This window comes from Paraburkholderia acidiphila, assembly GCF_009789655.1.
Classification (GTDB): Bacteria; Pseudomonadota; Gammaproteobacteria; order Burkholderiales; family Burkholderiaceae; genus Paraburkholderia; species Paraburkholderia acidiphila.
Window position 1 is genome coordinate 1,161,518 of sequence record NZ_CP046910.1, and the last position, 19,570, is coordinate 1,181,087.

Here is a 19,570-nt window from a genome sequence, read left to right on the forward strand (position 1 = left end):
GTGCGGGGCGCCGAAAGCTGCCGCGTTCGGGACATTGAACGACGCGGAAATCAATAAGACAACTGCATAATTTGCATCGAATCGATGCAATCAGTACATCAATCGATTTGCGGCTGAATGGCTTCGGCCGCGTCCTGCACGGCGCGGATGGCCTGTTCCGCCGCCGGGGAAAGCGTGCGGCCCGCGAGATGGACGATGCAGAACTGCAGCCAGAGCGGTGAGTTCGCGGGCAGCGAAAGCGGCACGAGACCGGCCATGCGGGCCGGATTCCAGAATGCGTGGCTCGTAAGCAGCAAGAGCGCGTCGGTCTTGCGCGCGTACTCCTGCAGCACGTTCACGTCGTTGCAGATGAGGTGAAACTCCAGTTCGTGACCGGGCGCGTAGCGCAGCCATTTGCGCAGCGCGTTGCGCATCGTGTCGGGCAGCGGCACGGCGACGATCGGAAACGCCTGCAACTGGCGCGCCTCCAGCGTTTCGAACTGCGCGAGCGGATGGCCTTCGCGCACATACCAGGCCACGCGATGCCTGGGCAGCGGAATCACGCTGATTTCGCTCACGGGCGGCGCGCCACGAATATCGACGATCAGAAAATCGAGCGTCTCGCTGTACAGCGCGTCGAGCAGATTCTTCCAGTTGTCGATTCTGGCATCGATGCGCAACTGGGGATGGCGCTGCGCCAGCATATCGAGCACGGCCGGCAGCAGCATGGCCGCGGGATACGGCCCGGCCCCGAAGCTCACCGAGCCGATGCAGTGATTGCGCAGCAGGGCCACGTCGCGCACGAGGCAGCGGGCCTCGAACAGCACCTTCTTCGCCCGGCGCACGACGGTCTCTCCCGCAGGCGTGATTTGCACTTCGCGGGTTGTGCGGTCGAACAGCACCATATCGAGCTTTTCCTCGATCGCCTGGATGCTGCGGCTCAGGGCTGGCTGGCTCAAGTGCACGCGCTGGGCCGCGCGGGCGAAACTGCCCTCTTCCGCGAGGGCGACCACGTGTTCGAGTTGGCGTAGGTTCATGGCGGGCCGCGCCCGGCGCAACAGGCGCAAAGTGTGCATATTGCGTAGGGTTCGGCGCAGGAAGACGCTGCGCGGCAAGACAGCATAGCCTGGCCCGGCACGCCGGCAGCGCTTGCCGCCGTCGACCGCTACTTGCCCGCTACATGCCCGCTAAGTGCCGGGCTCGCGCCCAACGCACGCCAGACGTGCGAAAACCCTCGCGCGGCGGCGCCGCGAGAGGGTTGTTTCCGCCCGGATCGATCCGGGGCGCGGGCTTCAGGCGTCGGTTGCGGGCGTTTCGCCGTTTTCCGGTTGCTGTACCGCGACTTCCGGCACGTTGGCCGGGGCTTGCGGTTCTGCGCTCTGGGCTTCGGGCTGGTGCGCGGTTTCGGCCTTCGCCTCAGCCTTTACTTCAGGCTTTGCCTCCGGTTGCGCGTGACCCTCTTCGCGCGCCTTGGCCTGCGCTTCGGCCTTGGCCTTCTGACGCGCAAGCGCCGCATTGGCGCGGCCGACGTGCGAAGGATCGATGCCCGGGCCTTCCGAGGCCGTGCCGTCGAGTTCGTAGCGCGAGCCGCCCGCAGCCACACGCTCGTGATAGCGCGGATGGTTCACGTGGCGCTTGAGCACGGCGACGATCATCGTGCGTTCGTACTCGGGGTGACGCGCAACGAGATCCTCGGCCACGCCGATCTTGAGCGGCAAACGGTCGCGAAACGCCGGATAGTGCTTCGCGAACACGTTCCAGACCGTGTTGAGCTGGCGGTTGCGCTCGATGCGCGCCTTTTCGGCCTCGCTCAGATTCGCGGCCGGCGGCTGCTGGGGACGCGCCGGACGGCGTCGCTGCTGCCCCGATCGCTCGCCCGACTCGGGCCCGCGAGCCGGCTTCGGCTGTTGCGGCCGGCGCGGCTGCTGGGCGCGCTGCCCCGGCTCCCCTTGATTCTGCTCCTGCGCTCGCGCGCCCTGAGGACGGCCGTGGCGCGAGCGCGAACGCTCGTCCTTGCCGCCGGCCGCGCCCGCAGCCGCCGAACCGTCTCTCGGCGCACGCGGGCCTTTCGGGGCGTGCGACCCGCCATGGCTCTTCGCGCCCTTGTGAGCGGGCTTGCCTTGCGATTTTTGCGCCTGTTCTTCGGCGGGCTGGCTTGCGCCGCCCCCCATGGTCTTCTTGATCTCAAGAAGGCCTTCCTTGAAGCTCAGGGTACGGCGTTGTTGCGATGCGGCTTTCACGTCCAGATCTCTTCCATATGGAACCGGACGCTATGATACCGAAAACGCGGCCGACCCAAACGGGCAATCACTTGCCAAGGCCGGCTTCGAGTCCGTATCGCGCGCCGTGTCGCGCCGCAAATCCGTGCGGCGTGCGGCAAAATCCCTCGAATTTCATGCGCCAACACCTTGCGTGCGCAAGGATCGCATCCTTTTTTCTTTACGACACCATGACGATTTCGACATCCGCCCCCCGTTCCGCCATTCGCGCCATCGTCACCGGCCATACGCGTGGATTGGGTGCGGCGCTCGCACAATCGCTGCTGCAACGGAACATCGAGGTGCTCGGGCTTGGCCGCGGCGCGCACGAGGAACTCGCTTCCCTTCATCCTGCGCGGTTCACGCAAGCGGTCGTCGATCTCGCCGATCCCGCCGCGCTCGAGCGCTGGCTGGCCGGCGACACGCTGAACGCATTTACGCTCGGCGCGCAATGCGTGCTGCTCGTCAACAACGCGGGCACCGTGGATCCCATCGCGCCGCTCGGCGAGCAGGACCCGCTCGCCATTGCGCGAGCCGTCACGCTCAATGTGGCGGCGCCGTTGATGCTCGCGAATGCGCTCGCCGCCACGCGCGCCCTGAGCGCGGATGCGTCGCGCCGCATCGTGCACGTTTCGAGCGGCGCCGCGCGCAACGCGTATCCGGGCTGGAGCGTGTACTGCGCGACCAAGGTAGCGGGTTTTAACGTAACTTCCGCTCAAACCCACGTCCACTAAGGCTTTGCGGCGATTTTTAGCACCTCAAAAATCACCGAATCCGGCGATTTTCCCGCTTTTTTGTGGCTCATAATGCGCGAACCGGCGCGTTGCGCGCCCGAACCCCGGCCTTCTGACGGCCTTGCGCCCGTTGCCCCTTGTTGCGTATGCACCCGACCCGGCCAGCGGCACCACGGCCCGGATTTCGGCCCCGGCGCGCCTGTTTGCCTACGCGTTGCCCTGCTGTTCGTGCGGTCGCCATCACGCGTAGCAACTTCGGGCGGTCGCCCTCCCGAGGTGGCTCACCATGTTGGACTCCACCTCGGTCGGCCCAATAATCCCTCCCGCTGCAGGAGCGATTTAGGCCCTCGCGCTGTTGGAGCGCCTAAGCGTCGTTGGTGCGGTCGCGCTCGGCAATAACCGGTTCCGCCGCAGAACCGGTTATTGACGCTCGGCAACAGGTCCTTCTGTCGAGGAAGGGGCTACCCGTTCAGGCGCTGCAACGATGGCAGCGCCTGAAGCCTCGTGCCGCTTGCGCGACCAATTGGTCGCCTCGGTAGACCGATTCAGGCGGTCGCGCTGGTGGACCGCCTGAAATCCCTCACGCCGCTGGAGCGATTTAGGCGGTCGCCTCAGTGGACCGCCTAAGCGTTCGTGTTCGCGTTTCTGGCCCGCACCTCGCGTTCGTGTTGGGCAAGCAGTTGCGCCACGCCGATGCACATCAGCACCCCGGGCGATACGCCCGCCTGCTTCGCTGCGGCCTCGACGCGCGCAAGCAGCGGGTCGGCCATGCTGACCGTGATGCGGCGGCGGCGCGCCTTCGGTTCGCGCGGCTTGCGGCGCTTCAGTTGAATGACCTCTCCCATGCCGGGGGCCCTCCGTTTGTCGAAAGGCGCGAAGGTAGCGTGGCGCGCGCCGGGCGTCGAGTGGGCGGTATTACGCTGTCCATACCGCGTATGCAGAACCGGACATGACCGAGGGAAATTCCTGGGACGAAAAGAAGGGTTGATACACTGGCGCAACCACAATCATCCGGGGGCAACCGTGGCGGCGGACGGGCACCTATTCCAGATCACACAGGCTGCTGCACTCATGTGCGAGCACCTACCCATTACCGATAGTTTCGACCTCATCGCCACGCTTCACGACTGGCAGGACCTTGCGGGCGCGATCATTGGTGGCCTCATGGGCGTCATCGGCGCGCTGATCGTGGCGGGGCGCGGCACGAGACGGGAGCGCAGGATTGCGGCGAGCACCGTGTTTCCCGAGATCTATAGCCTCCGAGCGCAGAACGACCAGATCAAAGAGGCCGTAAAGGTGAGTCATCTGACGCAGGTCCTCAACACTCGCCTCGTTTGCGACATGCTGATCAGGGCTCGCCCGACCATCATCGCGTTGCACGGCCCGGTCGTCACGCAGCTCTACGACATCGACGAGCGGCTCTTTCGTCACATCATCAATGCGCACAGAACGCACGAAGTGTTCGAGCCAGCGCTGGCGACATACCAACAGGCACGCAACGACGCGCGTGCGCCGCAGCCCTCACCCGAGGACGTATCCGCCTCGGATATCAAGCTGAACTTCTGCGCAGCACAGGCAAAGTGGGCGTGGGAGCGCTGTGTGGAGCACGCGACGCTTGCGAACTACTACCTCGACTGCTTCGTGTTCAGCGTGTGGCCGAACTGGATCTTCCGTTTACGCATGCGCCTGTTTCCGAATGACCTCGACCGACGCTCGGCCCACATTCTGAAAACGGGCAACCTACGGAGCGAAGCCAAAGAGACGAAACCCACGCTCGACGAGCACACGCCAATCTAGGGCCTTCGGCACGGCGGCGCGATAATCTCTGGGCCCACCATCACCTGCGTCGAGGTCCGCCATGTCAGTTCGCTCGAAGTTCGCTCTGCCGACCATTGCGTGGATCGACCTGCAGGACCGCGAGCGGCTGCTCGAACTCGCGGAGGTACGAGAGGTGGCACCCGAGCGCATCGCCGGTCGACTGCTGTCGAAGGCGCTGCGCGAGTACACACCCGGGTCGCTGCCCGAGCCTGCCGTGAAGGCGCAGAAGTCGGACGCGGTCGGCAGCGCCGGTCGCGCGAAGAAGGCCCGCTAGTCCCTACGCCAGCTTCACGTCAGCGAGCGCGGCAAGCTGCTGCGCGAACGCTTCGGTCTCGGCGCGCACCTGATCTTCGTTGGCGTCGGCGTCGGTGCGAAAGCTGAAGCACCACAGGTCGACATCGTCGTTCAGCCTTCCGGTGTTCCACACGCCACCGGGCACGTCCACCGCTGCCGATAGCGGCGCGGCATCGCCTTCGCTGAACGCGGCGGGGATGACGCCGTGGAAGTCCGCTGTCGCGAGGCGCGCGGCGTTCAGCGGGCGACCGGCCAGCACCTTCGGCACGATGATCTGCACGTCGCGGCGCTTGCCGTAGAGCGGGTGCGTTTTCGGCACGCACACCACGCCAGCGGGAAGCCGTTCGTGATCGAGAAAGACCCGGCACTGCAGGCCGTGCGCCGTGAAGGTGGTATCAGCAACGGTGTCGCTCATGATGGGCCTCGCGTAAAAAAGCCGTGTCCGCCAAGCGGACACGGCATCGGGAGCAGTGCGCGGAAAAGCTGCGGACGCCGCGCGCGTCCTTCTCCCCGGCGCGCGCTGAACGCGGGGACGCCCGACCTGAAGGTTGAGCGAAGCACTCCCGGCGTAGCGCACGCCGCGCTCAGGATGCGCCGTGCCGGTTGGCCCGATGATAGTCCCGGCCAATGTCGGGCGTCCAGAAAATGAAGATGCGCGCAGTGCCCGCACCCGCTGCGCGCGCCGGGTCTGGACCGCCGCCGCCCTGCACCATGAAGGGCGACTGCGTGCAGCCAGTGCCCCCGATATTAACGTCCGCGGGGGCGGCGGACGGTGTATCGATGCTGCGGGTCAAGCGCCGGTTTGACGCGGGTTTTCGGAGGCGACCCTCGGTATCGATTGTCGCGCTGTGAGAAAAAAGGTTGGCCCGGGGCGCTTTTTTGATCGGAGTATCGCCTAGAGTCGCCCCCCGCGAGGCTTGGCGGCCCTCTGCGGGTGAGTGCGTGGCTCGCTCACGGTCCACGGCGTTGCCGAGGCGCGACGCAGCACCAGCCTGTCGTCGTCGGTGATGCCGAGGTCCACCTCGTACTGTCCATGCCTGCGAGCGGTGGCGAGCAAGGTCATCACCTCGTGGGCGTGTGCCTCGCCTGCGATCAGCGCAGCATTACTCTCGCTGCGCAGCAGGTAGCGCATCAGGGCTGCGTCGACGCGGATGGGTTGAAGGGCTGGCATGGTGGGGGACCTCCTATCCGTATCGACGCCAGGCCGAGCCGTCAATCGATGCGATGAGCGTGTTGCAGTAGCCGTCATGCAGCTGTGCGATGGCCACGGCTTCGGCTGTGCTCTCGCTGACCCGGGCAAGGAGGGTCAGCAGCGCATCGGACAGTTCAACGCCGACCAGCAGCACGGCCTGCTCGGTGTCGATGCTGCGCATGTGCTCGCGGCGGATCAGGATCGGCAACGCATCACAGTTCATGACAGCGATCCTTGCGTCAGAGGACGCCGCTTCGCTTGCCCGGCGTCAAGAGGACATAGCCGTTGGCCAGCGTCACGGCGAGCCTCTCAAGGCCGGGGTCATCGTCACTCGACACGATGGCCATACCCGTGATGGCGCTACCCTCGGCGCGTTCGAGCAACGACCGGCACTGCCTGACCAGCCGGTCAACGGTGGCGCGCTCCATTTCGGCCTGCGTGAGTGTGACCACGTCCGGATTCAACTGCCGCGCAATGATCTCGCGGTAGTTCCTCTTCACCACGTTCGCCTCGAGGTGAACGAGATTGAGCGTGGTCATCTTGAAGCGGTCAGGCATGGCGTATCTCCTGTCACTCGTGCGTGCGATGCTGGCTCTCTCTCCATCAGGTGGTCGAGCCACCGCCAGTCCAGTCCACGCCTGTCACGCAAGCCACGGCGTCCGGTGCGGCAGACCAGCTCAGGAAACGCTCAACGAGGAAGCCGCGCAAATTCTCCTGAAACAACGAGTGCATCACGCCGTCCGCGTCGGTGACGCTGCTCTGGTCGCTCACCGAGATCTGCACGCCGCCATCGCCATAGGCGATGCGTGCCGGGTCGATTGCCGCCACGATCGAGTCGTCGATGTCGGCGCTGGCGATTGTGGGCACACCCGCGAGCGTGCCGCCGCGCACGCCTAGGTTGTCCACGCCGCCGATGTCGGCCCCGCCGAGCGCGAGGAACAGCGCGTTCGACGAGGACATGACGAACACCATGCGCTCAAGGTCACCGGGGTATGCCGCCACCAGCGCGGAGAGATCCTCTTTCGGGTCGCCCGTGCTGGCGACGGTCGCGGCGTTCGTGAGGAGCGACGCCGGGGCGTTCGCGACCGATGCGGGCGCGAAGCACGCCGCCGATCCTGTGCGGGTCACGGCGCGCACCAGCGACTGCTGGAAGGCAGCGTCGGCGGCGGGCGACACGATCATCGAGAGTTCCTTAGTGATGACCGCGAGCGCGCACGCCTTGGCCGGGTCGAGGGTCATCTTGTCGAACGCCGCCGTGGTGAGATTCTTGAGCGCGCCCTCGGGCACCCACTCGCCCGTCGGCTCCTGCGTTTCGAGCAGGAAGCGCACACGCAGCGGTGCGGCTCGCAGCGGCGAGACGGCATCGATACGCGCCATCACGTCGAAGGCACGCACCGGCTCCATGAGGGCATCCGCCGCGATGTTGAAGGCGTCGTCGCCGAGCGTGTCGGTGCCGAGGATGGCCTTCTGCAGCATCACCAGCGCATGGCCCTGCGCGCCGTACTGCCTGCGGTGGAACTCGCAGGCGGCGATCGGATCGTTGTTCGACGCCGCGAGGCACTTCAGGAACCGCGTGTAGGCAAGGATGCTGCGAGTCATGATGAGCGCCCCGTCGAGGATTGGTTCGGACTGCCCGTCATCTTCGGCTTGTGGCGTCCTCGCTGGCAAGACAATGATTTCCGCAAAACACCACAACTTCTTCATTCGCAACGATAGTTGCGCTCGATATGGGCCGCGAGATCGACGATGCGATACTTCCTGCTCTTGCCGATCATGCGGTATGGCAGATCGAGCGTGCCATCCTTGATCGCCTTGCGCAGCGCGTCGACTGTGCCGTAGCCGATGATCATCGCCGCCGCCACTTCGTCGACCACGCGATCTACGCCAGTGATCTCGAAGTCGTGCTGTTCGCAGAAACGCACGATGTCGGCCTCAGTCCTGCGCACGCGCTGCTCGAAGTCGTCGAGGTCGGTCATGAGCGCCGCCCGTCAGACTTCTCGGCGAGCGCCTTCGCCGCCGACTCGCGCAAACTGCGGATCAGCCTGACCGCTTCCCGGTGCGCGCGGCCTTGCGCACCGGGCCGGTCAAAAAAACCGTTGGCCTTCTGCTTCGTACCGCTGTATTCGCGCTCGTCGATGCCGTCGCGCAGGTATTTCATGACGCCGAGCCACGTGGGCGACCTGTAATGCTTCACCGCTCTCGCCACCGCGAGATCGAATTCAGCGTTGGTCACGTTGGCGCGAGCGAGGCCCGGCAGACGTTGTGCAGCGATGCGTTGATCGTAGGGCGAGCCTGGCAGGCCGCCGCCGTTGTGCGCGACGAGCCGTTTGCCGAACGCGATGCACTTCGGGTCGGCCCGATCCTTGTCGCTGAGTCGCCTGGCAATCTTCGCCATCTCAAGCGGCCACTTCTCACGCGCACGCGCGGATCTGGTGTTGTTGACGTTAGCGACGCTTCCCGACGCAGCAGCCGCTCGCCGCTCCGGCGTCCCGCTCGCCTGCGTCGAGCAGGACCACGCACGTTCCACCTCGCAACGATCATTGATGTTCTGGACGACCGTGGTCGCAACCGGCGCAGCCGGGGGCGACGCCTCCCCGGCGAGGGGCAGAGGCACGTCGTGAACGACGCCGTTTGCAATCCCGTCGCAAACACCCCCATTGCTGGTTTTGTTTTTGTTTGTTTGGTTTACGTTTACCCCATATATAGAGGGGGCAGAAACCGGGGTGTTTGCATCAGGATTCAAAACAAGGATTACATCCTCCTTAATCATGGTGTTTGCATCAGGATTAGCCGGTCTAATCACTGTGTTTGCATCAGGATTAGGACGACCACGACGCACCCTTGTTTGAGCGTCGCGAACGAGCGCGATGGCTCGGGCATCGGGTGCCCACGCAGGGACGAACTCATAGGTGGCGATGCGTCCGGTCTTGCCGGTGCGCTCGCCGGTATCGCGCAGCGGTCCCTCGGCGCGCAGTTCACGGATAAACCTTCCCGCCGCGTCCACGGTGATATGCGCCCATTGCGCCAGCGCGGCAGGCGTAACCGGCTTGTCCTCGGGGAACCTGCCATCGTCCTCGACAATCCATGCGAGCAGTACGAGGCACTTCCACTTTTCCGCGCTCAACGGCGGCGCGAGCGGGTCGTTATCTGAGCGCAGCGCCCACTTCAAAAAGGCGAAGCTCATGATTGCCTCCCGTGCAGTGCGCAGTAGCGTATGCGCACGTCCTCGCGTGCCCACGTCTCGGGGTCACGCTCTGCGTTCAAGTTCACCCCCTTGTAGCTTTGGCGGCTCGGCGTGCCTTTGACGGTATGCCTGCATCGCTTGCCCGCCTTCGTGATGGCATGGCACCAGTAAGAGCCTTCTGATTCACGCCACGCGTGCAACTCCGCGACGCTGACGCCGAACTTGCGAGCGAGAAAACCATCATGATCGTTGGCGTAGTCGATTGCCTCCTGCGGCGTCAGGTCGATGGACATTCCCTCATAAGATGGAGTGTTGACCCATGCCGACAGACTCACGCCCGAGTCGTGAACGAGCGTGAGCGCTTCGAGTAGCACGCGCTTGTCGATCGCTTGCCCGCGAGCGGGGACCGCGCTACCATGAGCGCGCTGGATTTTAGCCTCGACGTTTCGCTCGCCCGCCTCCCTGCGGGCGTTTTTCTTCCTGCCATTCATGGTTGAGCCTCCACTTCGTTGTACGCGCAACTGCTGCGTGTTGGTGGGATGCCCTCGACACTGCTTTACTCGACACTCGCTGGTGCTGCCTTTGCCCGTCTATGCGGGCGCTCTGTGATCACTGCTTCGCATGGGCTTCGAGTTCCGCGAGCGTGTCGCAGCCGCTCGCCTGGAGCATGGCGAGGTGCTTATGCGACTGCTCAAGGTCGGCGTTCAGGCGGTCCATTTCCCACTTCCACGCGGACTGGATGTTTTGCAGGTAGTCGATCGTCCACGTGGCGGCGTCCGCCTGCACCTTGAGACCGCTGTCGTCGTAGCTAAACACCTTCATCGTCACCAGCCGCTCAACGGCATGGCGCACGGCGAACTGGTCCTCCGCGATCCAGCGCGGGTAGCTCTCGGGCTCGTCCCCCTGCATCTGCGCAGCCATCTCGTCCAGGGTGTACGCGTACCGGAACTCGCGGCTTTTGATCATCTTCAGGTTCAGCCGCTCATATGCGTGGTGCGCCGCGAAGCGGGCCGGTTTGAAAGTATCGAACAGGATCGTGTCGCTACCCGGTCCCGCCCATTCCCGCCACGCGCGCCATACATCGGGAAAGCACACTGCAACCGCGTCACGCACGTCCGCATCCTTGTAGGCGCGCGGTTCGGTGCAGCAGTGGTTGAAGGCCATGTCACGTGCGCGGCGCATCATGTTGAGTGTGAGGAATGTTGCCCACGGCTCCTGCTCCGTCGATACCTTGTGAAATGCTTGCATGTTGTCCATCTTGCTGTCCTCTCGAGGTTGGTAGTTACTTCGCACTACGGAATCGTTCGCGCACGTGCAGGGCGCGACTCGACGATGCGACGGATGTCACGCAGGACCATCGCGGCCCCATCCTTGCCGCGAAGAAAGCGGCAGAGCGCGGTCTCTACGTCGAACAGGACCGCCTCTTCTTCGGTGTCCTCGGCATCGATCCGGGCACGCTCGGCGTAATCCATTTGGTCTCTCCTCACGCTGGAAGGTGAGAGCAAATCTAGTTGAACTGGCGCGGCGTGCAAAACGGTGCGAGGGAAACGAACATGCTCGATGCGACTACGGGTCAATACGTTTCAATACCCGCTGAAACGCGCCAAGACTTGCAAGCGGCGAGGCCAAGGTGACTTCTCCTCGCGAAGGCGTGCATCGAGATGAATCGTTGCTATTTGTTCGAGCAGAAGAAAAAACGCCTGCCGGGTTGGCAGGCGTCTGGGACGGCGGGGCTTGGCGTGGCGCTACGCGGTTATGCAGCCTCGGCGGTCGCCTTGCCGGTCTTGGTGGTCACGGTGTACTCCACGTCGTCGTACTCGCGGATCGCAATGATGTCGCCGTTGCGCCGGTCGAGCAGCACCTGACGCTCAACTCCGTTGCGACCGGTAAGCCGGACGGCCATCATGTGCGCGTCCTGCTGCGAGTCGCCCTTGAACCACACGTCGATCCGCTCGAATGTATTCGCAACCAGCTTGCGTGCTTCTTGCCTCGCGGTCGGGTCGAGGTCGATCACGCCCTTCACCAGCGACCTCCACTGCTTCGCCGTACTGACGCGGCGCTTGACGTGCAGTTTCATTTCACGCTCAAGCTGCGTGATCTCGTCCACCGCCGCGTCACGGTCTGCCTCGAACTGCCGGAGCTTCTTGCGCTCGGTCTGCGTGAGCGGATCATCCTCATCGTCCATGCGCTTTTCGTACTCGCCAATCTTTCGCTCAAGCCGTGCAAGTTCGGTCCGCCGTTCGGCGAGCATCGCCATACGCCCGTCGTTATGTGTCACGTTGAACATGGCGTCGAGGTTGGCTTGCGTGGAGCAGAAGTCCATGACGATCTTCTCGAGCACTTCCGACAGGCACGAGCCCATTTTGCTGCTGCAGCGCGCGGCCTTCGTGGCGACGTGCGAGCAGCGGATGCGACGGATGGGCTTGCCGTTGGCGAGCCTGCGCTTTAGCTGCTGCCCAACGAGCGGCGAGCCGCATACCGCGCAGCGGGCGATGCCGAGGCCGGTAACGACCGCCACCGACTCGCTCCGGCCTCGCGACAGGCCTCGCCGGTCAACCAGCGCCTGCAACTCATCGAACTCGTCGGCCCCAATGATTGCCGGGTAGTAGTCGCGCAACACAAACTCTTCTCCCGCCACCGTCAATTCGCGCGTGCCCACCAACGAGGGGTTACGGATGGTCTTTTGCAGGTAGGTGACAGGCCACTTCTCGGACAGCGCCAGCCCCTCATGCGCGAGCACGCGGGCGACCTCGGGCGTGCCGTTGCCAGCCCGGTACAGTTCAATCGCGCGGCGCACGCCCTGCTCCATGTGCGGCACGAAGTCGAAGCGATTCTCCTGCTCGTTCCACGTCACCCAGTCCGGGTCGTTGCGCGAACCGGTCACCCGAAAGCCGCGTTTGCCTTCAAGCCATCGCCTGCACTTGCCGCTGATACCTTCGCGCGAGAGTTGCTGCTTGCGCTCGCTCTCGCGGTAGGCACGTGACTGCTCCAGCTTTGCCACAATCAGCAGCGTGTCGTCGCGCCGCAGCGCGGCGCGGCTGAACTCCCTGCCATCGCCACCATCCTTGCCCGACATAACGATGACCACGCCGCCGCGCACCAGGCGCTCAAAGTGTTCGTTTGCGTCGATGGGTTCCTGACGGGAAAGCCTGTCGAACGACTCCACAATGAGCACATCGTTCGGAATCACGTCACCCGCATCAAACGCGTCGAGGAACCGCTTGAGCGCGCCGCCCTCCTTCACGTTGTCGCCGTGGAAGCCGGATACGCCCCGGTCCTCGAACCTGGTGTCCTCATCCAGCACGAGCCCTTGCTTATCCGCATAAGCGCGCGCATAGCGTTCCTGCCGCTCGAAGCTGGCCTTGTCCTCCTTGGCCTGCCGCTTCGTACTTACCCGCGCATAGGTAAAGACCCTCGGCGGGCGGGCGGGTTGTTGTTGTGCTGGTACGGGCCTGCGTGCCCGCTTCGCGGTGATGGTAGACATGGCGCTATCCGGTGCTAGGTAAGGTAAAGCGCCAATGTTACGCTAGAACCCGCCACCAAGGCCGCGCTCGATCACCACGCGCGCGCGGTTGCACTCGACGCGCCTGCAGGCGTGCGCATTTGCAGCATCGCGCCGGGCGTGATCGATACCGGTATGCAGGAGACGATCCGCGCGACGCGCATCGACCAGTTCCCGATGCGCGAGCGCTTCGAACAACTCAAACAGAACGGTTTGCTGTCCACGCCCGAAGCCGCCGCGCGGCAATTGATCGACTATGCGTTGAGCGATGCATTCGGATCGGTGCCCGCTACCGACGTGCGCGAACTCGGCAAGGCGTGAGCGAAGCGCGCAATTCACGCGTCCATAGGCCTCCCGCAAACCCTCACCTTTGAACGCACGCCGTCGCGCTTCACGTAAGCGCGACGCGCGGCCGTACCGCTTTCAGGCGCCGCACCCCGCCCGCGAGTGCGAGCAACGCGCCGACTGCGAGCAGATCGCCCGCGAGCCGGGCCGGCAACGAAGTCGTGACATGCGTGGCACGCAGCAGCGTGTCGATGGCGTTCGATGCCACTGCGCCACCCACGAAACAAACGAGTCCCTGCTGCCCCACGGTGACGACGGCAGGCAACCGCTGCGCGAGCCATGCAATCCAGCCTTTGCGCACCGCCTGCGCGGCAAGCCAGGCAACGGCGGCAAAGTTCACAATGCGCACGCTCGCGAGGTTCTGCTTCATGTAGCCCGGCTGAGGGTCCAGATCGGCGAACAACTGGATGAACGCGAACGTGGCAACGAGCACCAGCGCGAACGCCGTCAACGCACGGCCCGTCAACGAAACCTGAAACGCGCGCGAAGCGGGATACAGGCGGCACAGAAGGCCCAGCATGAACATGGCCTGCCAGGCAAAAGGGTTGAAGGGCCATATGGCACCGGGCGCGGCAGGCAAATACCCGGCGAGCCAGCACCCACCGAACCACAGCACGAAGCTACTGACGAGCACGAGATCGGGCGAGCGGCGCGCAAGCGGCATCACGAACGGCAAGGCCATTACGAGCACGATGTACATGGGCAGCACACCGGCCAGATACGGCTGATCGCGAAAGACGGCGATATTGGCGAGCATCGCGAACGGATGCGCGGCGAAGCGCAGATAGCCCGATTCGGCGACCAGCGGCGAATCCACACGCAGCATGACCGCGGCAGCGCCCGACAGCAGCATGAGCACTGCCGTGCACAGATAGGCGGCATAGATCTCACGCCCGCGACGCCAGAAGCGAAGGTTGGCCGCGCCCGCTCCGCTTCGCCCCGCGATGGCGAGCCAACTCGCCGCGCATACATAGCCGCTCACGAACACGAACACTTCTGCGGAGTCGCAGAACGCGAAGTTATGCAGCATCGCATGCGAGAGCACGCTGGACGGAATGTGATCGAGCGCGATCGAAATCAATGCAAAGCCCCGGAAAAAGTCGATTTCGATCGATCGCTTCGCTGTCTGATTCATTGGTGACGACTCCCGTTCGTGTCGAAGATTACGATTGAAGGGGTGCGCGACCTCGACTCGATGAAGCTGTCAGCTTTATCAATATTTTTGTAAGGATACCTGATCGATTCGCGGCCACACGCGCTACGCATGAAAGGGTTCCGTAAAAGGCTGCGCCGCAGCGCCGCCTCGCTAAGCGACTTTAATGCCAGTTCGACACAAAATGGGCCTGCGTAACCCATGGTAAGCATTTCGCTCGCTTGACGCCTCGACGCAATCGCCCGCGCACGCCTCGACGGTGCGCGCCATGCACATCGAGCCAGCGGCCGCCCTTTTCTGGTGCCACATCGCGGAAAGGCGCACGAAAGCCTGCGTGGTCCGTTTGCTTGCGTCATGGCGAGTTGACGCCGGGCCGCGCCAAGGGTTCCGCAAAAACTCAGATGTTTCGCGCTCGCGCCCAGGGTCATCCCGGCATCGCCGGCAACACGCGGCGAATTACTTGACACCTAAAGTAATTAGACCTACATTGCCCTTGCAGACCGAACGAAGGAGCGAGCATGCGCATTGTTTGCATTGGCGGCGGGCCGGCGGGCCTCTATTTCGGCCTCTTGATGAAGCGCCGTCACCCCGACTACGAAATCACCGTGATCGAACGGAACCGCCCGTATGACACGTTCGGCTGGGGTGTGGTGTTCTCGGACCAGACGCTCGGCAACCTGCGCGCGGCCGACCCCGAAAGCGCGGACGAAATTCTCGACGCCTTCAATCATTGGGACGACATCGAGATTCACTTCCGCGGCAGTGCGATCCGCTCGTCGGGCCACGGCTTCTGCGGGATTGGCCGCAAGCGCCTGCTCAACATCCTGCAGGCGCGCTGCGAAGCGCTCGGCGTGAAGCTCGTGTTCGAATCGCAGATCACCGATGACGACGTGACCCACGCCGACCTCATCATCGCGAGCGACGGCCTGAACAGCGCCACGCGCCAGAAGTACGCCGCGACGTACCAGCCCGATATCGATTTGCGCAATTGCCGCTTCGTGTGGCTCGGCACGTCGAAACTCTTCGACGCCTTCACGTTCGCGTTCGAAGAAACCGAATGGGGCTGGTTCCAGGCGCACGCCTACCGCTTCGACGACAACACGTCGACGTTCATCGTCGAAACGCCCGATCACGTGTGGCGCGCAGCCGGCCTCGACACCATGAGCAAGGAAGACAGCATCGCGTTCTGCGAAAAGCTCTTTGCGCGTTATCTCGACGGTCACGCGCTGCGCTCGAATGCGTCGCATCTGCGCGGTTCGTCGCAATGGATCCGCTTTCCGCGCGTGGTTAATCGCGAGTGGGTGCACTGGAAGACCGCGGCCGACGGCGCTGAAATACCCGTCGTGCTGATGGGGGACGCAGCGCACACCGCGCACTTCTCGATCGGCTCTGGCACGAAGCTCGCACTCGAAGACGCGATCGAACTCGCCAACAGCATGGAAGCCCATCCGGCCGATTTGCGCGCGGCGCTCACGCACTACACGAACGTGCGCAGCGTGGATGTCCTGCGGATTCAGAACGCCGCGCGCAATTCCACCGAATGGTTCGAGCACGTCGACCGTTACACGAAGTTCGATCCGGAGCAGTTCGCCTATTCGCTGCTCACGCGCTCGCAGCGCATCTCGCACGAAAATTTGCGCGAGCGCGACGCGGGTTATCTGTCCGGCTTCGAAGCCTGGCTCGCGCAGCGCGCGGGTGGCGAGGCGCGCGCCGTGCCGCCCATGTTCACGCCTTATACGGTGCGCGGCGTAACGTTAAAGAATCGCGTGGTCGTCTCGCCGATGGCCCAATACTCCGCGCATGACGGCGTGGCCGGCGACTATCACCTCATGCATCTGGGCGCGCGCGCGATGGGTGGCGCCGCGCTCGTCATGACCGAGATGACCTGCGTCTCGCCCGAGGCGCGCATCACGCCCGCCTGCCCCGGCATGTATGCCCCCGAGCATTTGCACGCGTGGAAGCGCATCGTCGATTTCGTGCACACGAACTCGGACGCGAAGATCGGCATGCAGCTCGGCCATTCCGGCGCCAAGGGCTCGACGCGCGTGGCATGGGAAGGCATCGACCAGCCGCTCGACGATGGCAACTGGCCGCTCGTCTCCGCTTCGCCGCAGCAATATTTGCGCGGCGTGAGCCAATGGTCGCACGAAGCAAGCACGGAGGAACTGCGCGAGATTCAGGCGCAATTCGTGCACGCCACGCAAATGGCGGAAGCAGCGGGTTTCGACTGGCTCGAATTGCACTGCGCGCACGGTTATCTGCTTTCGAGCTTCCTTTCGCCGCTCACGAACCAGCGCACTGACGAATACGGCGGCTCGCTCGATAATCGTCTGCGTTTTCCGCTCGAGGTTTTCAAGGCGATTCGCGCGGTGTGGCCGCAGGACAAGCCGATTTCGGTGCGCGTCTCGGCGCACGACTGGGTGGAAGGCGGCAACACGCCCGACGACGCCATCGAGATCGCGCGCGCCTTCAAGGCGGCCGGCGCGGACATGATCGACGTTTCGTCCGGTCAGGTCAGCAAGGAGGAAAAGCCCGTCTTCGGCCGCATGTTCCAGACGCCGTTTGCCGACCGCATCCGCAACGAAGCGGGCATCGCGACGATCGCGGTGGGCGCGATTTCCGAGGCGGATCACGTGAACGGCATCATCGCGGCCGGGCGCGCCGACCTGTGCGCCGTGGCACGGCCGCATCTGGCCAACCCCTCGTGGACGCTCACCGAAGCCGCACGCATCGGCTACCTCGACATCAAGTGGCCGAATCAGTACACAGCGGCCAAAACGCAACTCGAACGCAATATCGAGCGCGAACGCGCGGCTGCAGCAGCGGCGGCAGGTCTCTCGCCGCTGGAGCGCGCGCAACGCGCCGAAGGAACCGTGTAAGCATGAACCAGGCAATCCTGAACGATCGTCATGCCGTCGTTACCGGCGGCGGCAGCGGCATCGGTGCGGCGAGCGCCGCCGCGCTTCTGCAGGCCGGCGCACGCGTCACGCTGATGGGCCGCGACGCCGCGCGGCTCGAGGCGCAGCGTGCCGCGCTCGGCGGCGGCGAGAACGTGGCCTGCGTGAGCGTGGATATCACCGATGAAGACGCCGTGAATGCTGCATTCGCGCGCGCGGCCGAGACGCTCGGCGTCGTCGATATTCTCGTGAACAATGCGGGCCAGGCCCAGGCCGCGCCATTTGCGCAAACCGACCTCGCGCTCTGGAAACGCATGCTCGACGTGAATCTCACGGGCGCCTTCCTTTGCACGCGCGCAGTCCTGCCCGCCATGCTCGCGCGCAAGGCCGGGCGCATCGTCAATGTCGCGAGCACGGCGGGTCAAGTCGGCTACCCGTACGTCGCCGCCTACTGCGCCTCGAAGCACGGCGTGATCGGCATGACGCGCGCGCTGGCCCTCGAAGTCGCCACGCAAGGCGTGACCGTGAACGCCGTGTGCCCCGGTTACACGGAAACGGAGCTGTTGCAGGCGTCGCTCGAGCAGATTACGCGCAAGACCTCGCGCACCGAAGCCGAAGCACGCAGCATTCTCGTGCGCCACAACCCGCAGCAGCGTTTCGTCACGCCTGAAGAAGTCGCGAACGCGGTGCTGTGGCTCTGCGGCCCCGGATCGTCGGCGATCACGGGTCAGTCCGTCTCCGTTTCCGGTGGAGAAATCACATGACCTCACCCGCATCCACGCGCAAGAACGCCACCGCGAAGGCCGCAACGAAAGCGCCGCGCAAGGGCGTTGAAAAGCCGGCCGGGAATGTGGTCGACATGGAAATGAGCACGGGTGCCGACAGCCACATGGGTCTGCGCCTGTGGCTGCGCCTGCTCACCACGACAAACCTCGTGCAAGCCGAGCTGCGCCGCCGCCTGCGCGTCGAGTTCGACACGACGCTGCCGCGCTTCGACCTGATGGCGCAGCTCGAACGCCACCCTGAAGGCCTGCGCATGACGGAGCTCTCGCGACGCCTCATGGTGACGGGCGGCAACGTCACGGGCATTACCGATCAGCTCGAAAAGGAGGGCCTCGTCGTGCGCGATGTCGCCCCCGACGACCGGCGCGCCTTCGTGGTGTGCCTCACGGCCGAGGGCCGCGCCCTCTTCGACCGCATGGCGGCCGCCCACGAGCAATGGGTGGTCGAATTGTTCGGCGGGCTCTCTCTCGACGAAAAGTCGAAGATGCACGAGCGGCTCGGCAAGCTCAAACAACATCTGCGCAACGGCCTGGAAGGCTGATACCACTGACATTGCAGAGATCCGGGAGACCCATTTTGACGACACGTTCCAGCGCCGAAGCGCTCTTCGCGGGCAACCGCGTGACGCTTGCCGGTTATGAGGCGCAACACTTCGGCTGGTCGGTACAAGGCCGTGTGGCGACCATCACGCTCAACCGCCCCGAGCGCAAGAATCCGCTCACGTTCGAATCGTATGCAGAACTACGCGATCTGTTTCGCCAGCTTGCCTATGCGACCGATGTGAAGGCGGTCGTGCTCCATGGCGCGGGCGAGAACTTCTGCTCGGGCGGCGACGTGCACGACATCATCGCGCCGCTCATCGATCTGCCGATGCCCGAACTGCTGATGTTTACGCGCATGACCGGCGACCTCGTGAAAGCCATGCGCCACTGCCCGCAGCCGATCATTGCCGCCGTGGATGGCGTATGCGCCGGTGCGGGCGCCATTCTCGCCATGGCCTCCGACATGCGCTACGCCACGGCACGCAGCAAGCTCGCGTTTCTCTTCACACGCGTGGGGCTCGCCGGCTGCGACATGGGCGCTTGCGCAATCCTGCCGCGCATCATCGGTCAGGGCCGCGCGGCCGAATTGCTCTATACGGGCCGCTCCGCAAGCGGCGAAGAAGGCCACGCGTGGGGCTTCTACAACCGTATTTGCGAGCCCGAAGCGCTGCTCGCCGATGCACAGAAGCTCGCCGCCGATCTCGCTTCCGGCCCGACCTTTGCGCACGGCATCACCAAGACGATGCTGCATCAGGAATGGACCATGAGCATCGACGAGGCCATCGAGTCCGAAGCGCAGGCGCAGGCGATCTGCATGGCCACACGCGATTTCGGCCGCGCCTATGACGCGTTCGCAGGCAAGACGCGTCCGGTTTTCGAAGGGGACTAA

21 protein-coding genes and 2 pseudogenes are annotated in these 19,570 nt (G+C 64.4%); 8 read left to right on the plus strand and 15 right to left on the minus strand.

The annotated features are described in order from the left end of the window. Positions 1-98: 98 nt before the first annotated feature. Positions 99-1,016 (minus strand): LysR family transcriptional regulator, encoded by a 918-nt coding sequence (locus tag FAZ97_RS19795; protein WP_158760119.1) that lies wholly within the window; start codon positions 1,014-1,016, stop codon positions 99-101. 255 nt (positions 1,017-1,271) lie between these two features. Next, on the minus strand, positions 1,272-2,219 hold the full coding sequence (locus FAZ97_RS19800) for a ProQ/FINO family protein (protein WP_158760120.1): 948 nt from the start codon (positions 2,217-2,219) through the stop codon (positions 1,272-1,274). Between the two features lie 209 nt (positions 2,220-2,428). On the opposite strand from FAZ97_RS19800, the pseudogene FAZ97_RS19805 reads away from it, so the two are divergent. Then, positions 2,429-2,932: pseudogene (locus FAZ97_RS19805) on the plus strand (SDR family NAD(P)-dependent oxidoreductase); the annotation flags it as partial. Between the two features lie 662 nt (positions 2,933-3,594). Here FAZ97_RS19805 and FAZ97_RS19810 read toward each other — a convergent pair. Then, a complete protein-coding gene (locus FAZ97_RS19810) occupies positions 3,595-3,816 on the minus strand; it encodes a hypothetical protein (RefSeq protein ID WP_158760122.1) in 222 nt (73 codons plus the stop codon). A gap of 226 nt (positions 3,817-4,042) precedes the next feature. Here FAZ97_RS19810 and FAZ97_RS19815 point away from each other — a divergent pair, with 226 nt between their 5' ends. Both FAZ97_RS19815 and FAZ97_RS19820 read left to right on the plus strand, forming a co-directional pair. Further along, entirely contained in the window at positions 4,043-4,768 is a 726-nt protein-coding gene (locus FAZ97_RS19815; protein ID WP_158760123.1) for a hypothetical protein, read from the plus strand. Positions 4,769-4,829: 61 nt separating this feature from the next. Beyond that, entirely contained in the window at positions 4,830-5,063 is a 234-nt protein-coding gene (locus FAZ97_RS19820) for a hypothetical protein (RefSeq protein WP_158760124.1), read from the plus strand. A gap of 3 nt (positions 5,064-5,066) precedes the next feature. On the opposite strand, the gene FAZ97_RS19825 is transcribed toward FAZ97_RS19820, so the two are convergent. The 11 genes from FAZ97_RS19825 to FAZ97_RS19875 form a co-directional block, all read right to left on the minus strand. After that, positions 5,067-5,498, minus strand: coding sequence for a hypothetical protein (locus tag FAZ97_RS19825; RefSeq protein ID WP_158760125.1), 432 nt, complete (start codon positions 5,496-5,498; stop codon positions 5,067-5,069). Positions 5,499-5,978: 480 nt separating this feature from the next. After that, the gene (locus FAZ97_RS19830) at positions 5,979-6,254 is read right to left on the minus strand and encodes a hypothetical protein (RefSeq protein WP_158760126.1); all 276 of its coding nucleotides are present in this window, start codon (positions 6,252-6,254) and stop codon (positions 5,979-5,981) included. 13 nt (positions 6,255-6,267) lie between these two features. Further along, a complete protein-coding gene (locus FAZ97_RS19835; RefSeq protein WP_158760127.1) occupies positions 6,268-6,498 on the minus strand; it encodes a hypothetical protein in 231 nt (76 codons plus the stop codon). Positions 6,499-6,514: 16 nt separating this feature from the next. Then, positions 6,515-6,832 carry a hypothetical protein gene (locus tag FAZ97_RS19840; RefSeq protein ID WP_158760128.1) on the minus strand — a complete coding sequence of 106 codons (318 nt, stop codon included), beginning with the start codon at positions 6,830-6,832 and terminating at the stop codon, positions 6,515-6,517. Between the two features lie 46 nt (positions 6,833-6,878). Further along, complete coding sequence (locus FAZ97_RS19845) at positions 6,879-7,874, minus strand: phage major capsid protein (protein ID WP_158760129.1); 996 nt, start codon at positions 7,872-7,874, stop codon at positions 6,879-6,881. A gap of 101 nt (positions 7,875-7,975) precedes the next feature. Beyond that, the gene (locus tag FAZ97_RS19850; protein WP_158760130.1) at positions 7,976-8,251 is read right to left on the minus strand and encodes a hypothetical protein; all 276 of its coding nucleotides are present in this window, start codon (positions 8,249-8,251) and stop codon (positions 7,976-7,978) included. Continuing rightward, positions 8,248-9,459: a hypothetical protein gene (locus FAZ97_RS19855; RefSeq protein ID WP_158760131.1), complete on the minus strand. Its 1,212-nt coding sequence runs from the start codon at positions 9,457-9,459 to the stop codon at positions 8,248-8,250. Before FAZ97_RS19855 ends, FAZ97_RS19850 begins: the two co-directional genes overlap by 4 nt. Next, positions 9,456-9,950 (minus strand): hypothetical protein, encoded by a 495-nt coding sequence (locus FAZ97_RS19860; RefSeq protein ID WP_158760132.1) that lies wholly within the window; start codon positions 9,948-9,950, stop codon positions 9,456-9,458. Before FAZ97_RS19860 ends, FAZ97_RS19855 begins: the two co-directional genes overlap by 4 nt. A gap of 118 nt (positions 9,951-10,068) precedes the next feature. Further along, positions 10,069-10,707 carry a hypothetical protein gene (locus FAZ97_RS19865; protein WP_158760133.1) on the minus strand — a complete coding sequence of 213 codons (639 nt, stop codon included), beginning with the start codon at positions 10,705-10,707 and terminating at the stop codon, positions 10,069-10,071. Positions 10,708-10,751: 44 nt separating this feature from the next. Then, entirely contained in the window at positions 10,752-10,931 is a 180-nt protein-coding gene (locus tag FAZ97_RS19870; RefSeq protein WP_158760134.1) for a hypothetical protein, read from the minus strand. A gap of 281 nt (positions 10,932-11,212) precedes the next feature. Continuing rightward, positions 11,213-12,943 (minus strand): recombinase family protein, encoded by a 1,731-nt coding sequence (locus FAZ97_RS19875; protein WP_158760135.1) that lies wholly within the window; start codon positions 12,941-12,943, stop codon positions 11,213-11,215. Positions 12,944-12,994: 51 nt separating this feature from the next. On the opposite strand from FAZ97_RS19875, the pseudogene FAZ97_RS19880 reads away from it, so the two are divergent. Further along, positions 12,995-13,282: pseudogene (locus FAZ97_RS19880) on the plus strand (SDR family oxidoreductase); the annotation flags it as partial. A 70-nt stretch (positions 13,283-13,352) separates the two neighbouring features. Here FAZ97_RS19880 and opgC read toward each other — a convergent pair. Further along, positions 13,353-14,441: an OpgC domain-containing protein gene (gene opgC / locus FAZ97_RS19885; protein ID WP_158760136.1), complete on the minus strand. Its 1,089-nt coding sequence runs from the start codon at positions 14,439-14,441 to the stop codon at positions 13,353-13,355. A gap of 536 nt (positions 14,442-14,977) precedes the next feature. Here opgC and FAZ97_RS19890 point away from each other — a divergent pair. Genes FAZ97_RS19890 through FAZ97_RS19905 form a run of 4 tightly spaced genes read left to right on the plus strand, consistent with a single transcriptional unit; the run spans position 14,978 to position 19,570 of the window. Further along, a complete protein-coding gene (locus tag FAZ97_RS19890) occupies positions 14,978-17,338 on the plus strand; it encodes a bifunctional salicylyl-CoA 5-hydroxylase/oxidoreductase (protein ID WP_158760137.1) in 2,361 nt (786 codons plus the stop codon). Between the two features lie 2 nt (positions 17,339-17,340). Beyond that, positions 17,341-18,120 (plus strand): SDR family NAD(P)-dependent oxidoreductase, encoded by a 780-nt coding sequence (locus tag FAZ97_RS19895; protein ID WP_158760138.1) that lies wholly within the window; start codon positions 17,341-17,343, stop codon positions 18,118-18,120. Beyond that, complete coding sequence (locus FAZ97_RS19900) at positions 18,117-18,680, plus strand: MarR family winged helix-turn-helix transcriptional regulator (protein ID WP_158760139.1); 564 nt, start codon at positions 18,117-18,119, stop codon at positions 18,678-18,680. The genes FAZ97_RS19895 and FAZ97_RS19900 overlap by 4 nt, the downstream gene beginning before the upstream one ends. A gap of 35 nt (positions 18,681-18,715) precedes the next feature. Then, positions 18,716-19,570, plus strand: coding sequence for an enoyl-CoA hydratase family protein (locus tag FAZ97_RS19905; RefSeq protein ID WP_233271702.1), 855 nt, complete (start codon positions 18,716-18,718; stop codon positions 19,568-19,570).

Bases quoted from the DNA above. Each gene is read 5' to 3' on its own strand.
- FAZ97_RS19795 (WP_158760119.1), bottom strand. From the start codon at position 1,016: ATGAACCTACGCCAACTCGAACACGTGGTCGCCCTCGCGGAAGAGGGC.
- FAZ97_RS19810 (WP_158760122.1), bottom strand. From the start codon at position 3,816: ATGGGAGAGGTCATTCAACTGAAGCGCCGCAAGCCGCGCGAACCGAAG.
- FAZ97_RS19815 (WP_158760123.1), top strand. From the start codon at position 4,043: ATGTGCGAGCACCTACCCATTACCGATAGTTTCGACCTCATCGCCACG.
- FAZ97_RS19820 (WP_158760124.1), top strand. From the start codon at position 4,830: ATGTCAGTTCGCTCGAAGTTCGCTCTGCCGACCATTGCGTGGATCGAC.
- FAZ97_RS19825 (WP_158760125.1), bottom strand. From the start codon at position 5,498: ATGAGCGACACCGTTGCTGATACCACCTTCACGGCGCACGGCCTGCAG.
- FAZ97_RS19830 (WP_158760126.1), bottom strand. From the start codon at position 6,254: ATGCCAGCCCTTCAACCCATCCGCGTCGACGCAGCCCTGATGCGCTAC.
- FAZ97_RS19835 (WP_158760127.1), bottom strand. From the start codon at position 6,498: ATGAACTGTGATGCGTTGCCGATCCTGATCCGCCGCGAGCACATGCGC.
- FAZ97_RS19840 (WP_158760128.1), bottom strand. From the start codon at position 6,832: ATGCCTGACCGCTTCAAGATGACCACGCTCAATCTCGTTCACCTCGAG.
- FAZ97_RS19845 (WP_158760129.1), bottom strand. From the start codon at position 7,874: ATGACTCGCAGCATCCTTGCCTACACGCGGTTCCTGAAGTGCCTCGCG.
- FAZ97_RS19850 (WP_158760130.1), bottom strand. From the start codon at position 8,251: ATGACCGACCTCGACGACTTCGAGCAGCGCGTGCGCAGGACTGAGGCC.
- FAZ97_RS19855 (WP_158760131.1), bottom strand. From the start codon at position 9,459: ATGAGCTTCGCCTTTTTGAAGTGGGCGCTGCGCTCAGATAACGACCCG.
- FAZ97_RS19860 (WP_158760132.1), bottom strand. From the start codon at position 9,950: ATGAATGGCAGGAAGAAAAACGCCCGCAGGGAGGCGGGCGAGCGAAAC.
- FAZ97_RS19865 (WP_158760133.1), bottom strand. From the start codon at position 10,707: ATGCAAGCATTTCACAAGGTATCGACGGAGCAGGAGCCGTGGGCAACA.
- FAZ97_RS19870 (WP_158760134.1), bottom strand. From the start codon at position 10,931: ATGGATTACGCCGAGCGTGCCCGGATCGATGCCGAGGACACCGAAGAA.
- FAZ97_RS19875 (WP_158760135.1), bottom strand. From the start codon at position 12,943: ATGTCTACCATCACCGCGAAGCGGGCACGCAGGCCCGTACCAGCACAA.
- opgC (WP_158760136.1), bottom strand. From the start codon at position 14,441: ATGAATCAGACAGCGAAGCGATCGATCGAAATCGACTTTTTCCGGGGC.
- FAZ97_RS19890 (WP_158760137.1), top strand. From the start codon at position 14,978: ATGCGCATTGTTTGCATTGGCGGCGGGCCGGCGGGCCTCTATTTCGGC.
- FAZ97_RS19895 (WP_158760138.1), top strand. From the start codon at position 17,341: ATGAACCAGGCAATCCTGAACGATCGTCATGCCGTCGTTACCGGCGGC.
- FAZ97_RS19900 (WP_158760139.1), top strand. From the start codon at position 18,117: ATGACCTCACCCGCATCCACGCGCAAGAACGCCACCGCGAAGGCCGCA.